The sequence below is a fragment of the Streptomyces sp. DSM 116793 genome (assembly GCF_057320905.1).
Window position 1 is genome coordinate 3,225,009 of sequence record NZ_CM170494.1, and the last position, 16,881, is coordinate 3,241,889.

3 protein-coding genes are annotated in these 16,881 nt (G+C 75.6%); 2 read left to right on the forward strand and 1 reads right to left on the reverse strand.

The window, feature by feature from the left end; genetic code table 11:
• Positions 1–74: 74 nt before the first annotated feature.
• Entirely contained in the window at positions 75–14,624 is a 14,550-nt protein-coding gene (locus ACSMXW_RS12625) for a type I polyketide synthase (RefSeq protein ID WP_485806182.1), read from the reverse strand.
• A gap of 226 nt (positions 14,625–14,850) precedes the next feature.
• Here ACSMXW_RS12625 and ACSMXW_RS12630 point away from each other — a divergent pair, with 226 nt between their 5' ends.
• On the forward strand, positions 14,851–15,240 hold the full coding sequence (locus ACSMXW_RS12630) for a YybH family protein (RefSeq protein ID WP_485806184.1): 390 nt from the start codon (positions 14,851–14,853) through the stop codon (positions 15,238–15,240).
• Positions 15,241–15,386: 146 nt separating this feature from the next.
• Complete coding sequence (locus ACSMXW_RS12635) at positions 15,387–16,877, forward strand: aldehyde dehydrogenase family protein (protein WP_485806186.1); 1,491 nt, start codon at positions 15,387–15,389, stop codon at positions 16,875–16,877.
• Positions 16,878–16,881: the final 4 nt, after the last annotated feature.

Consider the following 16,881-nt stretch of genomic DNA (forward strand, 5'->3'; position numbering starts at 1 on the left):
GTCGGGCTCGGTTGGGCGAGTGGGGTCGATGGACGAGTGGGTCGGTGGACGAGTGGGTCCGTGGACGGGTGGGTTCAGTCGAGTTCGTCGACGAGGGAGAACAGCTCCTCGTCGGTGGCGGACTCCAGGTCCTCGTCCCCGTCCGGCTTACTGTCTGCGTCGCGGTCGTCAGCGCTCTGGACGATGTCCAGGAGTTCCCGCAGCCGTGCCGTGATCTGCTCCTGGGACCCCTGTCCGCCGGTGGCCGCCGCGGCGGCCCGCAGGGCCGCCTCCAACTGGTCGAGTTCCTTCAGGACGGAGGCGGCGCCGGAGTCCGCGGCGGTGTCGTCGAGGGCCAGTTCGGCGCCGATACGGGCGGCCAGGGCGGCCGGTGTGGGGTGGTCGAAGGCCAGGGTGGTGGGCAGCCGCAGGCCGGTGGCCGCGCCGAGCTGGTTGCGCAGTTCGACGACGGTCAGCGAGTCGAAGCCCATGTCCTGGAAGGGCCGGTCGTCCTCGATGTCGCCCGGATCGCCGTAGCCGAGCACGGCGGCCACCTGGGTCCGCACCAGTTCCGCGAGGGCGCGGTCCCGCTGCGCGGGGGACAGCCCGGCCAGGCGCTGTGCGAGCGGCACCTCGGCGGGGGCGGCGACGGCCTGCGCGGTGCGGCGCCGCACGGGCGCGGGCACCAGGGCCCTGAGCAGGGTGGGCGGTTCGTCCTGCGCGCGCAGGGCGGCGGTGTCCAGGCCGGTGGCGGCGAGGACGGGCTCGTCGGCGGTCTGCGCCGCGTCGAACAGGCGCATCGCGTCGTCGGACGCCAACGGACGCAGACCCAGCCGCGACAACCGCCGCAGATCCGTCTCCCCCAGATGCCCGGAGAGATCGCTGGCCTGTTCCCACAGGCCCCACGCCACCGACACCGCAGGCAACCCCAGCCCACGCCGGTACGCAGCCAACCCGTCCAGGAACGCATTACCCGCCGCATAGTTCGCCTGACCCGCCGTACCCAACAACCCCGCCAACGACGAATACAACACAAACGCCGACAGCTCACCCCCACACGTCAACGCATGCAGATTCCACGCCGCATCCACCTTCGGCCGAAGCACCCGCTCCAACCGCTCCCCCGACAACGCAGACACCACCACGTCATCCACCACCCCCGCCGCATGCACCACCACACGCAACGGAAACTCCTCCGGAACACCCGCCAACACCCCAGCCAGAGCATCCCGATCCGCCACATCACACGCCGCGAACGAGACCTCCACACCCAACCCCGCCAACTCATCCCGCAGTACCGCCGCCCCCGACGCCTCCGCACCCCGACGACTCACCAACAACAACCGGCGCACCCCATACCGCGCAACGAGATGCCGCACCAGAACCCCACCCAGCGCACCCGTCGCACCCGTCACCAGCACCGTCCCCTCACCCCACGACGGCACCTCACCACCCACAGAAACCGGCACCGGCACCGGCGCCAACCGAGGCACCCACAACCGCCCACCACGCACCGCCACCTGCGACTCACCACAAGCCACCGCACGACTCAACAGATCACCCGACACCCCCTCCTCCACATCCACCAGCACAAAACGACCCGGATTCTCCGTCTGCGCCGACCGGACCAAACCCCACACACCCGCATGAGCCAGATCGGAGACACCCCCCGCACCCATACCCTCGACACCCACGCCCACCGCGCCACGCGTCACCACCACCAACCGCGCACCGGCGAACCGCTCCTCCGCCAACCACCCCTGCACCAGCGCCAGTACACCGGCGGCCGTCGCACGTACCCGGCCCGGTACGTCCTCGGGCCCGGCTCCGCCCTCCGCGGACGGCAGCCGGACGAGCACCGTGTCCGGCACGTCCTCCGGCAACGCGGCCACGTCGGGCAGCGCGTCCCCGTCGCCCAGGACCGCCCAGGAGGGGGCCGCGGGCGCCGCCGCGGGACCGCTCTCCGGCAGCGGCGACCAGTCCAGCCGCAGCAGGCCGTCCTCGGCGTCCCGGGCGGCGGTGGCCGCGCCCCGCACCGCGTCCTCGGACAGCGGTCGCAGGGCGAGGGAGTCCACCGAGGCGACCGGCGCGCCCGTGCCGTCCGCGACGGTGAGGGCGACCGACTCGGTGCCGGACACCGTGAGCCGCACCCGAAGCACGGTGGCGCCGACGGCGTGCACGCGTGCGCCCTCCCAGGTGAACGGCACCACGGCGGGGCTGTCCGCGCGGGCCACGCCCGGCAGCAGGGTGTGCAGGGCGGCGTCCAGCAGGGCGGGGTGCAGGGCGTACCCGGCGGCGTCGGCACGCTGTGCGTCGCCGAGGGCCACCTCCGCGTACAGCTCGTCGTCCGTCCGCCACAGGCGGCGCAGCCCCTGGAACGCCGGCCCGTACGCGTAGCCCGCCGCGCTGAGCCGCTCGTAGGCACCGCTCAGGTCGACCTCCACGGCGCCCGCGGGCGGCCACGTCACGAGGGCGCCGGCGTCCGGTGCGGCGGTGGCGGCGGGCGCGAGGCGGCCGGTGGCGCAGGTGGTCCACGCGCCGTCGCCGTCCGCCGTGCCGTCCGGGCGTGCGTGGATCTCCATCCTGCGGTGGCCGTGCTCGTCGGGCGCGTCCACGACGACCTGCACCTGTATGCCGCCCCGCGCGGGCACCACCAGCGGTGCCGCGAGGGTCAGCTCCGCCACGTCCGGGCAGCCGGCCTCCTCCCCCGCGCGTACCGCCAGCTCCAGCAGGCCCGTGCCGGGGAACACGGTCACCCCGTGCAGGGCGTGGTCCGCCAGCCACGGGTGCGTGGCGAGCGACAGACGGCCGGTCAGCAGCCAGGTGTCCCGGTCCGCCACGGCGACGGCGGCGCCGAGCAGCGGATGCCCGGCGGCGGTCAGGCCCAGTCCGGCGGCGTCGGCGGCCTCCACGGGTGCGTTCAGCCAGTAGCGGTCGCGGCGGAAGGCGTACGTGGGCAGGTCGGTGCGGCGCGCGCCGGGGAACAGGGCGGCCCAGTCGAGCCGGCCGCCGTTCAGGTGGATGCGGGCGAGGGCGGTGCCGACGGTGAGCGGCTCGGGCCGCCCGGACCGCAGCACGGGGGTGAGGGTGGCACCGTCGCCCGTGAGGCACTGCTGGGCCAGGGCGGTGAGGACACCGTCGGGCCCGAGTTCCACGTACTCGGTGACGCCCGCCGCCTCAAGGAACCGCACCCCGTCGTGGAAGCGGACGGCCTCGCGGATGTGCCGGGCCCAGTAGGCGGGTGACCGCAGGTCGGCCGTGGTGGCGCGGTCGCCGGTGACGTTGGAGACGACGGGGATGCGCGGCTCGTGGAACGTGAGGCCCTCCAGGGCGGCCCGGAACTTAGCGAGGACGCCGTCCATGTGCGGCGAGTGGAAGGCGTGGCTGACCGGCAGGCGCCTGGTCTTCCTGCCGCGCGAGCGCCACAGCGCGGCGACGGCGTCGACGGCCTCGGCGTCACCGGAGACGACGGTGGCGCGGGGCCCGTTGACGCCCGCCACGGCGATCACCGAGGGGTGGTGTCCGGTGAGCGTCTCGCGGACCTCGTCCTCGGACGCCTCCAGCGCGGCCATCGCCCCGCCCTCCGGGGCCTCCTGCATCAACCGGCCGCGCGCGGCGACCACCGCGCAGGCGTCGGGCAGCTCCCACACCCCGGCGAGGTGTGCCGCGGTGACCTCGCCGATGGAGTGGCCGAGCAGGTAGTCGGGGGTCACACCGTGGTGTTCGAGGAGCCGGTAGAGGGCCACCTCGACGGCGAAGAGCGCGGCCTGCGTGAACGCCGTCTGGTCGAGCAGCGCGGAGTCCGGGGTGTCCTCGGGGGCGAACAGGACGCTCTTCAGGGGGCGCGGCAGGACGGGGTCGAGGTGGGCGCACACGGCGTCCAGGGCGGCGGCGAACACCGGCGAGGCCGTGTACAGGTCCCGGCCCATGCCGAGGCGCTGGCTGCCCTGCCCGGTCAGCAGGAACGCGGTGCGTCCCCGGCCCTGCCCGGCGCCCTCGCCCCGCGGCCCCGCGGCGCGCAGCACGGCCGGGGCGCTGCCGCCGTCGGCCAGCACCGCGAGAGCGGCCAGCAGCTCGTCACGGGTCGCGCCGAGCACCGCGGCGCGCTGCTCCAGGGCGGCACGGGTGGTGGCCAGCGAGAGGCCGACGTCCAGGGGATCGGCCTCCGGCCGTGCGGCCAGGAACTCGGCCAGCCGCCGCGCCTGCGCCCGCAGGCCGGTCTCGTCCCGGCCGGAGAGGAACCACGGTACGGCAACGGCGTACCCGGCGGGGCGTGCGGGCGTCGCGGCAGCCGCGGTTTCCGCCGTCTCCGCCGTCTCCGCCGTCTCCGCGGTGTCCGCGGTGTCCGCGGTGTCCGCCGTGTCCGCCGTCTCCGCGGTGGCCACGTCCTCCGAGGTCTCGTCGGGGGTGGGTGTGGCGGTGGGGGCGGGCTCGGGGTCGCCCTGCTCGACGATCACATGCGCGTTGGTGCCACTGATCCCGAACGACGACACCCCGGCCCGGCGCGGCCGCCCCGCCCCCGACCCCGGCCACTCCCGCGCCTCGGTCAGCAACCGCACCGCACCCGCATCCCAGTCGATGTGCTCCGACGGCTCATCGGCATGCAGCGTCCGCGGCAGCACACCGTGCCGCATCGCCTCCACCATCTTGATGATCCCGCCCACACCCGCAGCCGCCTGCGCATGACCGATGTTCGACTTCAACGACCCCAGCCACAACGGACGATCCTCCGACCGCCCCTGCCCGTAGGTGGCCAGCAGGGCATGTGCCTCGATCGGGTCACCCAGGGTGGTGCCGGTGCCGTGGCCCTCCACCGCGTCCACGTCCCCCGGCTGGAGCCCCGCGTTCGCGAGCGCCTGGCGGATCACCCGCTCCTGCGAGGGACCGTTCGGAGCCGTCAGACCGTTCGACGCACCGTCCTGGTTCACCGCCGACCCACGCACCACCGCCAGCACCCGATGACCCCTGCGACGCGCATCCGACAACCGCTCCACCAGCAGCAGCCCCACACCCTCCGACCACCCCGTACCGTCCGCGGCAGCCGAGAACGACTTGCACCGGCCATCCGGCGCGAGACCACGCTGCCGCGAGAACTCCACGAAGGTGTTCGGCCCCGACATGACGGTGACACCGCCCGCCAGCGCGAGGTCGCACTCGCCGCCGCGCAGCGCCTGCGCCGCCAGGTGCAGGGCGACCAGCGACGACGAGCACGCCGTGTCCACCGTCACCGCGGGACCCTCCAGACCGAACGTGTACGAGACACGCCCCGACGCGACGCTGGAGAGGTTGCCTGCGAGCAGGAACCCCTCGAACTCGCCGGGTGCCTTCGGCAGCCGGGACGCGTAGTCGTCGTACATGGCGCCCGTGAAGACGCCGGTACGGGAGCCGCGCAGGCCGGTCGGGTCGATACCCGCGCTCTCGAACGTCTCCCAGGCGGTCTGGAGCAGCAGCCGCTGCTGCGGGTCGGTCGCGACGGCCTCGCGCGGGGACATCCCGAAGAAGCCGGGGTCGAACTCGTCCGCGTCGTACAGGAACCCGCCATGCCGCGCGTACGACGTACCCAGGTGCTCCGGGTCCGGGTCGTACAGCGCCTCCAGGTCCCAACCCCGGTTCGCCGGGAACTCCCCCACCGCGTCCACACCGTCCGCCACCAACCGCCACAGATCATCCGGCGAGGACACCCCACCCGGAAAACGGCACGCCATCCCGACGATCGCGATCGGCTCGTCCGACGGACCGGCGACCGCCCGCACGGCCGCCGACGCGGCCTGTTCCCCGGAGATCCGCTCCAGCAGGTGGCCGGTGAGGGCGGCCGGCGACGGGTGGTCGAAGACGGCGGTGGCGGTGAGCCGCCGGCCCGTGCGGGCGGTCAGCCGGTTGCGGAGTTCGACGCCGCCGAGGGAGTCCAGGCCGATGTCCTTGAACGCCCGCTCCGCGCCGACGGACGTCATGTCCGGGTGGCCGAGCACCTCGGCGGTCACGGCGCGGACCAGGTCGAGCACCTCGGCCCGCTGCTCGTCGGCGGGCAGGCCGGCGATCCGGGCGGCCCACGCGGAGTCGCCGCCCGCGGCGGCACCCCGGGCGGCGACCGTGCGGCGCGCGGGGGACGGGGCGGTGGGGCCGGCCAGGCCGCGCAGCACCGCGGGCATCGGAGCGGTGTCCGTGCGCGGCCCGGCCGGGCTCAGGCGCGCCGGGACGAGCAGGGCGTCGTCGCCGCCCGCCAGCGCGCGGTCGAAGAGGGCGAGGCCCTGCTCGGGAGTGAGCGGCGCGAAGCCGGCGCGGGCCCAGCGCGCGAGGTCCGCCTCGCCGAGCGTCCCGCCCATGCCGTGGCTGCCGTCCCACAGGCCCCACGCGAGGGAGACGGCGGGCAGCCCCTGGGCGCGGCGGTGTGCCGCGAGGGCGTCCAGACCGGTGTTCGCGGCGGCGTAGTTGGCCTGTCCCGGGGTGCCGACGAGGCCGGAGACGGAGGAGAACAGCACGAACGCGGCGAGCGGGTGGTCCCGCGTCAGCTCGTGGAGGTGCCAGGCGGCGTCCGTCTTGGGCCGCAGCACGGCCCGCAGCCGCTCGGGTGTGAGGGACGGGACGGTCGCGTCGTCGAGGACGCCCGCGGTGTGCACGACGGCGGTCAGCGGGTGTCCGGCGGGCACCCGCGCCAGCAGCTCCGCGAGGGCGGCCCGGTCGGCGGCGTCGACGGCGGCCACGGTCACCTCGGCGCCCAGCTCGCGCAGCTCCGCCACCAGTTCACGGGCGCCCGGGGCGTCCGGCCCACGGCGACTGCCCAGCAGCAGGTGGCGCACCCCGTGCGCGGCCACCAGGTGCCGGGCCAGCAGGGCGCCGAGTCCTCCGGTACCGCCGGTGATCAGGACGGTGCCGTCGGGGGCGAGGGCGGGGGCGCCGGAGGTGCCGGGAGTGGACGTGGGGGTGTCCGGGGTGGGGATGGCGGCGGGGGCCGCGGTGCCCGTGGGGGGCGCGGGGACGACGTGCGAGGTGGGCACGGCGCCGTCCGCAGCGGGGGCGGTGGCGTGCGCCGCCGCATCGCCTGCGCGCACGGTGGCGTCCACGCCGCGCACGGTGGCGTCCACGCCGGGCACGGAGGCGCGCGTCGCGGGAGTGCCCGCGGACCCGGCGAACGCGGCTGACACAGCGGGCACAGCGGACGCAGGGGCGGGCGGGCCGGACACGGCGCCGTCCGCCGGCGCGCTCGTCAGGCGGGGCACGTGGAGCGCGCCACCGCGCACGGCGACCTGCGGCTCGCCGAGGGCGAGCGCCGCCGCGAGGACGGCGTCCCCGGCCGGGGCGGCCGTACCAGCCGGGCCGGCCGGAGCGACCGGGTCAGCCGAACCGACCGGGGACTCCGGACCGGCCGCATCGGCCGCATAGGCCGCCTCGGCCGCCTCGGCCGCCTCATCCATGTCCACCAGCACCAGCCGGCCCGGCTGCTCGGACTGGGCCGAGCGGATCAGACCCCACACGGGCGCGGCGGACAGGCCGGGCACGTCCTCCCCGGGCAGCACGGCGACGGCGCGCGTGGTGACCACGGCGAGCCGGGCGTCGGCGAAACGCTCGTCGGCCAGCCACTCCTGCACCAGCCGCAGCACCCGCTCCACCTCGTCGGCGGCAGGCGCGGCCGCCGTCCGTCCGCCGGCCGGCCCGCCGTGCGTCTTCCCGCCTGCGACGCGTACGACGACCGTGCCCGCGCCGTGCGCCGCGGAGAGGTCCGGGGTCTCCCCCGACACCTCGGTCCAGCCGTCGCGCGCGGCGGAGACGGCATCCGCGGCAGGGGCGGGGACGGTGGGCCAGCGCAGCACGTACAGGGGGTCACGCGCACCCGGGGTCCGGGCGATCCGGTCGCGGGCGACCGGGCGCAGCACCAGCGAGGAGACGGCCGCCACGGGCTCGCCCGCGGTGTCGGCGAGGGTGAGCGCGGCGGTGCCGGCCGCCGGGTCCGCGGAGATCCGCACCCGCAGCGCGGTCGCGCCCACGGCGTGCACGGTCAGTCCCGCCCACAGGAACGGCAGCCGGATCTCGCCCGGTGCCGTGTCCCGCGCGGCGTGCAGGACGAGCGGGTGCAGCACGGCGTCGAACAGGGCCGGGTGCACGGCGAAGCGGGCGGCGGCGTCGTGCTGTGCCTCGGGCAGCCGCACCTCCGCGTACAGGTCGCCGTCGGCGCCGCGCCACAGTGCGTGCAGGCCCCGGAAGGCCGGGCCGTAGTCGTATCCGGCGGCGGCGAGCCGTTCGTAGACGTCGGTGAGCGGCTCGGGCCGGGCCCCGGCGGGCGGCCACGCACGCAGCGCGCCCGCCTCCGCGGCACTCGGCTCCGTGGCCTCCGGCGGGGTGGCCCCGAGCGTGCCCGAGGCGTGCCTGGTCCACTCCTCCGTGCGGTCGTCGCCGGTGTCGGGGCGGGCGTGCACGGTGAACGGGCGAGTGCCGGACGCGTCCGGCGCGCCGACGGTGACCTGCACCTGTGCCGCCCGGTCGGCGGCGAGGACGAGGGGCGCCTCCAGGGTCAGTTCGGCCACGTGCGGTGCCCGCACCCGGTCGCCGGCCGCGACGGCCAGCTCCAGGAAGGCGGTCGCCGGGACGAGGACGGTGCCGCCGACGACGTGGTCGGCCAGCCAGGGCTGGTCGGCGGGCGAGAGGCGGCCGGTGAGCACGGACTCGTCGCGCCCGGCCACGTCGACCACCGCGCCGAGCAGCGGGTGCCCGGACGCGGCCAGGCCCAGGCTGCGCGGGTCGCCGGCGCTCCCCGGGGCCAGCCAGAAGTGCGTGCGCTGGAAGGCGTAGGTGGGCAGCTCGACGGCGGTGGCGCCCGGGAAGAAGGAGGCCACGTCGAGCGGAGCGCCGGCCGTGTAGGCGGTGCCGAGGGCCTGGACCAGGGTCTCCGCCTCGGGCCTGCCCCGGCGCAGCAGCGGCACGGCGAGGGCGGGCCGGTCGGCGGCGGGCCGGTCGGCGCCGGAACCGCCGGCGCCGGAGCCGGCCGTGCGGGGCCGGCCGGTGGGAGCCCCGTCCGCGCGGGCCGCCTCCTCGAAGGAGGCGTCCGCGGGCAAGACGCCGTCGGCCGCCGCCTCCGCGGGGGGCCGGTCGGCGAGTGCCGACAGCACCGCGTCGGGGCCGCACTCGACGAACACCGTCACCCCCTGCTCCCTGAGGGTGCGGGCGGCGTCGGCGAAGCGCACGGTGCCGCGGATCTGCCGCGTCCAGTAGTCCGGCGAGCGCAGCTCGCCGGGGTCGGCGAGCCGGCCGGTGAGCGTGGACACCAGGGGGATGCGGGGTGCGTGGTAGGTCACTTCGGCGGCGGTCGCCCGGAACTCCTCCAGCACGTCGTCCATGTGCGGGGAGTGGAAGGCGTGGCTGACGGTGAGTCGCCGCTGCCTGCGGCCGCGGGCCGCCCACTCGTCGGCGAGCGCGGTCACCGCGTCGGCGTCACCGGAGACGACCACGGAGTCGGGGGCGTTGACGGCGGCGATGGCGACCTGCTCGCCGAGGTCGCCGCGGTCCGCGAGGGCGGCGGCGATCTCCGCCTCGCCCGCCTGGATCGCGACCATGGCCCCACCGGCCCGCGCGGCCTGCATCAGCCGGCCGCGCGCGGCGACCAGCCGTGCCGCGTCCGCCGCCGACCAGAGGCCGGCGACATGGGCGGCGGCCAGCTCGCCGATCGAGTGGCCCGCGACGAAGTCCGGGGTCATGCCGTGGTGTTCGAGCAGCCGGTACAGGGCGACCTCGACGGCGAACAGGGCGGGCTGGGCGTAGCCGGTCAGGTCCAGCAGCCCGCCCTCGCCCTCGGCACCGTCGCCGGCGCCGGCGCTTCCGCCCTCGCCCTCGCCCTCGGCACCGGCGCTCCCGCCCTCGCCGAACATCACGTCCCGCAGCGGCCTGTCCAGGTACGGGTCGAGCTCGGCGCAGATCGCGTCCAGCGCCGCCGCGAAGACCGGGAACGTCCCGTACAGCTCCCGGCCCATGCCGAGGCGCTGCGCCCCCTGCCCGGTGAACAGCGCCGCCGTGCGGCCGGGCCTGGCGGCGCTGCCGCGCACCAGGCCCGGGTGGTGCCGGCCGGCCGCGAGCGCGTCGAGCCCGGCCAGCAGGTCGGCCGTGCCGGTGCCGGTGACCACGGCCCGTTCCTCGAACGCGGTGCGGGTGGCGGCCAGCGCGAGGCCGACGCCCGCGGGGTCCTGCCCGGCGGGGCCGCGCAGGTGGTCGCGGAGCCGCCCGGCCTGGGCGCGCAGCGCCACGGCGTCCCGGGCGGAGACCACCCACGGCACGGGAGCGGTCACCTCACAGGCGGCCGGGGCCGGCTCCGGGTCGCCCTGCTCGACGATGACGTGCGCGTTGGTGCCGCTGATGCCGAACGACGACACGGCGGCCCGGCGGGGGCGGCCGGTCCCGGGCCACGGGCGGGCCTCGGTGAGGAGTTCCGCGGCGCCCGCGGACCAGTCGACGTGCGGGGTGGGCTCGGCCACGTGCAGGGTGCGGGGCAGGGTGCCGTGCCGCATCGCCTCCACCATCTTGATCAGCCCGCCGACGCCCGCGGCGGCCTGGGTGTGCCCGATGTTCGACTTCAGCGATCCGAGGTAGACCGGCGCGGCGCCGTCCCGGCCGTGTCCGTAGGTGGCGAGGACGGCCTCGGCCTCGATGGGGTCGCCGAGGGTGGTGCCGGTGCCGTGCGCCTCGACCGCGTCGACGTCCAGGGCGGTGAGCCGGGCGTCGGCGAGGGCCTGGCGGATCACGCGTTCCTGGGAACGGCCGTTGGGGGCGGTGAGGCCGTTGGAGGCGCCGTCCTGGTTGACGGCGGTGCCGCGGATCACGCCGAGCACCCGGTGGCCGTTCCTGCGGGCGTCGGAGAGCCGCTCGACCAGCAGCAGCCCGACGCCCTCCGCCCAGGAGGTGCCGTCCGCGGCGGCCGCGAAGGACTTGCTGCGGCCGTCGGCGGCCAGCCCCCGCTGCCGGGAGAACTCCACGAACATGCCGGGCCCCGACATCACCGCGGCGCCGCCCGCGAGCGCCAGCGACGACTCGCCCGAGCGCAGCGAGCGGACCGCCATGTGCAGCGCCACCAGCGACGACGAGCACGCCGTGTCCACGGTGACGGCCGGGCCGACCAGGCCCAGCTGGTAGGCGATGCGGCCGGACATCACGCTGGCGGTGCTGCCGGTCAGGACGTGCCCCTCCACGCCGTGGCCCGCCTCGTGCATCCGGGGGCCGTAGTCGAGCGCGGTGCCGCCGACGAAGACGCCGGTGCGGCTGCCGTGCAGCGACCGCGGGTCGAGGCCCGCGCGCTCGACCGCCTCCCACGCCGTCTCCAGCAGCAGCCGCTGCTGGGGGTCCATGCCGAGCGCCTCGCGCGGCGAGATGCCGAAGAACGCCGCGTCGAACTCGCCCGCGTCGTGCAGGAATCCACCGCGGTCCACGGAGCTGTGCCCGGGCCGGTCGGGGTCCGGGTCGTGCAGGCCCGGGTCCCAGCCGCGGTCGGCGGGGAAGCCGGAGATCGCGTCCACGCCGTCGGCGACCAGCCGCCACAGGTCCTCCGGCGAGGTCACACCGCCCGGGTAGCGGCAGGCCATGCCGATGATCGCGACCGGCTCGCCGTCGCCGGTCCCGGCGGCCCCCGCACCGTCCGCCCGCGCGGCGTCCGCGGCGGCTGCCCCGGCTGCCCCGTCGATGGCTCCGGTGCCGTGCAGCCGGGACAGCAGGTGGTCGATCAGGTCGCCGGGGGTGGGGCGCTCGAACAGCAGGCCGCTGGGCAGCCGCAGTCCGGTCTCGGCGGCCAGTGCGTCGCGCAGCTCGACCGACATCAGCGAGTCGAAGCCCAGGTCCTTGAAGGTGTCGTGCAGGCCGATGGACCCGGTGTCCTCGTGGCCCAGGACGGCCGCGATGTGGGCGCGGACGGTGTCGGTCAGGACGCGGCGGCGCTCGGCCGCGGGCAGGGCGGTCGCGCCGTCCGCGGACGTGCCGGGGCCGGTCGCCCCGGCGGGCGCCCCCTCGGGGACCCCGGTGGCCGGGGCGTCGGCAGGAGACACGGAGGACGAGGCCCCGTCAGGCGCACCGGACGCCGCGGGCAGCGCCCGCCGCCCGGCGCCGTCGAACCAGTACCGCCGGCGCTGGAACGCATACGTGGGCAGGTCGCACCGCGCCGCGCCGCTGCCCTCGTACGCGGCCGTGAAGTCCACCGCGCCGCCGTGCACGTGGACCGTGGCGAGCGCGGCGAGAAGGCTCCGCGGCTCCGGGCGGCCCGCCCTCAGGGCCGGCACCGCCACGGCCGCGCCGGCGTCGCGCACCGACGCGTCCACCATCGCCGCGCACACTCCGTCGGGCCCGAGTTCGAGGAAGGTGGTGACGCCCTCCTCCTCCAGGGTTCTGGCGGCGGCCATGAACCGCACCGGGCTGCGTACCTGCTCCACCCAGTAGCCGGGCGAGCGGATCTCGGCGTCCGCCGCGACGGCGCCGGTGACGGTGGAGACGAGGGGGATCCGCGGCGGACGGAACTCCAGGTCCCGGATCTCCGCGTGGAACCGGTCGAGCACCGGCTCCATCAGCGGGGAGTGGAAGGCGTGCGAGACCTGCAGCCGCTTGGTCCTGCGCCCGCGGGCGGCCAGCTCGGCGGCGAGGGCGCCGACCGCGGACGCGGTACCGGAGACCACCACGGCGGTGGGGCCGTTGACCGCGGCGACGCCCGCCTCGCGCTCGTGCCCGGCCAGCAGTTCGGCGACCTCCTCCTCGGTGGCCTCCACCGCGGCCATCGCGCCGCCGGCCGGCAGCTCCTGCATCAGCCGGCCGCGGGCGGCGACGAGACGCGCGGCACCGTCCACCGACAGCACCCCGGCCACATGGGCCGCGGCGATCTCGCCGATGGAGTGCCCGGCGACGAAGTCGGGCCGGACGCCCCACGACTCGGCCAGCCGGTACAGGGCCACTTCGACGGCGAACAGGGCGGGCTGGGTGAAGCCGGTCTCGTCGAGGCCGTCGCCGGAGTCGATCACCTCGCGCAGCGGGCGCGGCAGCAGCGGGTCGAGCGCGGCGCACACCTCGTCGAACGCCTCGGCGTACCGCGGGAACGCCGCGTACAGCTCGCCGCCCATGCCGGTGCGCTGGCTGCCCTGCCCGGTGAAGACGGCGCCGAGCCGGCCGGGCCGGGCGGTGCCGGTCACCACGTGCGGCGAGGGCCGGCCGGCGGCGAGGGCGGCGAGGCCCTTCAGCAGCCCGTCGCGGTTCTCGGCGAGCACCACCGCGCGGTCGGCGAACGCGGTGCGGGTGGCGGCGAGTGACCATCCGATGTCGAGGGGCGCCGGCGCGCCGTCGCGGGCCGCGAGGTCGTGCAGCCGGCCCGCCTGGGCGCGCAGTGCGTCCCCGCCACGCCCGGAGACCGGCCACGGCAGGACGACGGGGGATGTCCTGGGTGTGCGGGGCGGGCGGGCGGGGACGGCTTCGGGTCCTTCGGCCACCACGAGGTGGCAGTTGGTGCCCCCCATGCCGAAGGAGCTGACGCCCGCGAGGAGCGGGCGGTCGGGGTGTGGCCAGGGTGTCAGCTCGCGCTGCACGGCGAGGCCCAGGTCGGTGAGCGGGATCGCCGGGTTGGGCGTGGCGAAGTTGCGGCTGGGCGGCAGCTGGCGGTGCCGCAGGCCGAGGAGCACCTTGAGCAGGCCCGCCATGCCGGCGGCGCCCTCCAGGTGCCCGATGGTGGGCTTGGCCGAGCCGATCAGCAGCGGGTCGTCGCCGGGACGCCCGGTGCCGAGCACCGCGCCGAGCGCCGCCGCCTCGACGGGGTCGCCGACGGGTGTGCCGGTGCCGTGCGCCTCCACGTACTGCACGGCGTGCGGGTCCACCCCGGCACGCTCGTACGCGAGGCGGACGACCTGCTCCTGTGCGGTGCCGCTGGGCACGGTGAGGCCGGGGGTGGCGCCGTCGTTGTTGACGGCGCTGCCGACGATCACGCCGTGGATGCGGTCGCCGTCGGCGAGGGCGCGCTCCAGCGGCTTGAGGACGACCACGCCGCCGCCCTCGCCGGGCACGAAGCCCCTGGCGCGGGCGTCGAAGGCGTAGCTCTCGCCGTCCGGGGACAGCGCCCCGAACCGCTCCTCGGTGACCGTGTTCTCCGGGAGGACGTTCAGGTTGACGCCGGCCACGAGCGCGGTGTCGGCCTCCCCGCCGCGCAGGCTCTCGCAGGCCAGGTGGACGGCGACCAGCGAGGAGGACTGCGCGGTGTCGACGGTGAGGCTGGGACCGTGCAGATCCAGGAAGTAGGAGACGCGGTTGGCGATGATCCCCCGGTTCAGCCCGGTCATGGTGTGCTGGGTGATCGCCTCGGTGCCGTGCTGGTACAGCAGGTTGGCGTAGTCGTCGCGGAGCGCACCGACGAACACGGCGGTGCGGCTGCCGCGCAGGGCGGCGGGCAGGATGCCGGCGTCCTCCAGCGCCTCCCAGGCGAGTTCGAGGACGAGCCGCTGCTGCGGGTCCATCGCGGCCGCCTCGCGGGGCGACACCCCGAAAAAGGCCGCGTCGAAATCGCCGACACCGTCGAGAAAACCGCCGCGCCGGCCGTCGGGGCCGTCGGTGAGCGCGCTCGCACCGTCGCGCAGCAGCTCCCAGAATGCATCCGGGCCGGACGCCATCGGAAGTCGGCAGGACATCCCGACGACAGCGATTTCGTTCATTCCCGACCCCCAGCGAGGTTATGAATGCAGATCAGTTCGGCAAGTGATCGAAAGTCTGCCGAAGGCCGCCCCAGTGCCCAGTAACACACTGGTAATCCCGCCTTTCCCGCGGGAAAGGTGAGCAGCACGTTGCCCGGCGATGAGAAGGCGGTGATGGGTCCCGGATAGGTTCGAGCAGCGCTCACCCACCGGCTTCGAGACCATAGAAAGCGAGAGCATCCTCGACATGTCCAGGACCCTGGAACAACTCGCAAAGGACGCCGAAGAGCACGGCAACCGCTACGTCGAGGCGTTCAACGCCGGCGACATCGAAACGCTCAGGAGCATGTACACCGAAGACGCCGTATCGGTCTGGGAGCCGGGCAACCCGCTCACCGGAAAGGCGCGCGAGGCCTCGCTCGAGGAGTTCATCGCGCAGCGGCCGAAGATGACCGCGACGCTCCGCGAGAAGCATGTCACGGGAAATACCGCACTGCTGGTGGTGGACTGGACGATCGACATTTCCACCCCGGAGGGCGACGAGCACCTGCAGGGCACGGGCCTCGACGTTCTGCGGCTCGGCGCGGACGGCAAGTGGCGGTTCGCCATCGACAACCCTTTCGGCGCGGGCGGCTGAGCTCTCCGTGAGCGACGTGGCCATGGCCCGGAGTACCCGGGTCATGGCCACAGTGCTGTGAGGTCTCCGCTCGCCACCCGGTCCCGGCACCCCGTGCCGTCCCCGAACCCGCCGTTTCCACCCTCCCGCACAGATGAAGGGAAGCCATGCAGTCATCCGTTCCCGGCCTCTCGCCGGCCGCCGCGGACTTCGCCGGCCGGGCACACCGCATGTACGTCGGCGGGTCCTTCGTGCCCGCCGCCGACGGCGCCACCTTCGCCACCCACGATCCGTCGACCGGTCGGCACATCGCGGACGTCCCGTACGCCGGGCCCGCCGACGTGGACGCCGCGGTGACCGCGGCGCGCGGCGCCCTGAACGGCGCGTGGGGCGCGCTGCCGGCGCTCGTGCGCAGCCGGCTGCTGGTCAGGCTCGCCGAGCTGATCGAGGAGCACGCCCCCGAACTGGCCGAGATCGAGGCGCTCGACGGCGGCAAGCCGGTCTCCGTGAACGAGGTCATGGACCTGCCCGCCGCGATCGAGCACTTCCGCTACTACAGCGGCTGGCCCACGAAGATCGAGGGCGAGACGATCCCCGTCCACATGCCCGACATGCTCTGCTACACGCGCAGGGAGCCCGTGGGCGTCTGCGCTCAGATCGTCCCGTGGAACTACCCGCTGATGATGGCCGCCTGGAAGCTGGCGCCCGCGCTCGCCGCGGGCTGCACCGTCGTGCTCAAGCCCGCCGAGCAGACCCCTCTGTCGGCGCTGCGGCTGGCCGAGCTGATCGAGGAGGCCGGCTTCCCGCCGGGCGCCGTCAACATCATCACCGGGGACGGCGCCACCGGAAGCGCCCTCGTCGCCCACCCGGGCGTCGCCAAGATCGCCTTCACCGGCTCCACCGCGGTGGGCCGGGAGATCGCCACCCGCGCCGGGGCGCAGCTGAAGCGGGTGACGCTGGAGATGGGTGGCAAGAACCCGAGCATCGTGCTCGCGGACGCCGACGTCGATGCCGCGGTGGAGGGCACGTTCAACGGGATCTACTTCAACAGCGGCCAGACCTGCATCGCCGCGTCCCGGCTCTACGTGCACCGCAGCCGGTACGAAGAGGTTGTCGGCCGGCTGGCGGAGGCGGCGGCGAAGACCCCGGTCGGGCCGGCGCTGGACCGCGCCACCCGGTTCGGGCCGCTGGTCTCGGCCGAGCAGTACGCGCGGGTCCGCGGCCACATCCTGCAGGGCCTGGAGGCGGGCGCCACGCTGCGCGCCGGCGAGGTGCCGCCCGAGTCCCCCGAGGGCGGGTACTACGTGCGGCCCGCGCTGTTCACCGGCATCGACCCGGCGATGCGGATCGTCCGGGAGGAGATCTTCGGCCCGGTGCTGGTCGCCGCGCCGTTCGACGACGTGGACGAGGCGGTGGAGCTGGCCAACGACACCCCGTACGGGCTCGCCGCCGGCGTGTGGACCAGGAGCCTGAGCCAGGCGCACACCCTCGCCGCGCGGCTGCGGGCGGGCATGGTGTACCTGAACTCCTGGGCCTCGGGTGACCCGGGCGCGCCGTTCGGCGGTGTCAAGGCGTCGGGTATCGGACGCGAGATGGGGCGCGTCAACCTGGACGCCTACCTGGAGACCAAGACGGTGTGGACGTCGCTCGCCCCATGAGGTG

Excerpts from the sequence above, each read along its gene's own strand:
- ACSMXW_RS12625 (WP_485806182.1), bottom strand. The coding sequence starts at position 14,624 with ATGAACGAAATCGCTGTCGTCGGGATGTCCTGCCGACTTCCGATGGCG.
- ACSMXW_RS12630 (WP_485806184.1), top strand. The coding sequence starts at position 14,851 with ATGTCCAGGACCCTGGAACAACTCGCAAAGGACGCCGAAGAGCACGGC.
- ACSMXW_RS12635 (WP_485806186.1), top strand. The coding sequence starts at position 15,387 with ATGCAGTCATCCGTTCCCGGCCTCTCGCCGGCCGCCGCGGACTTCGCC.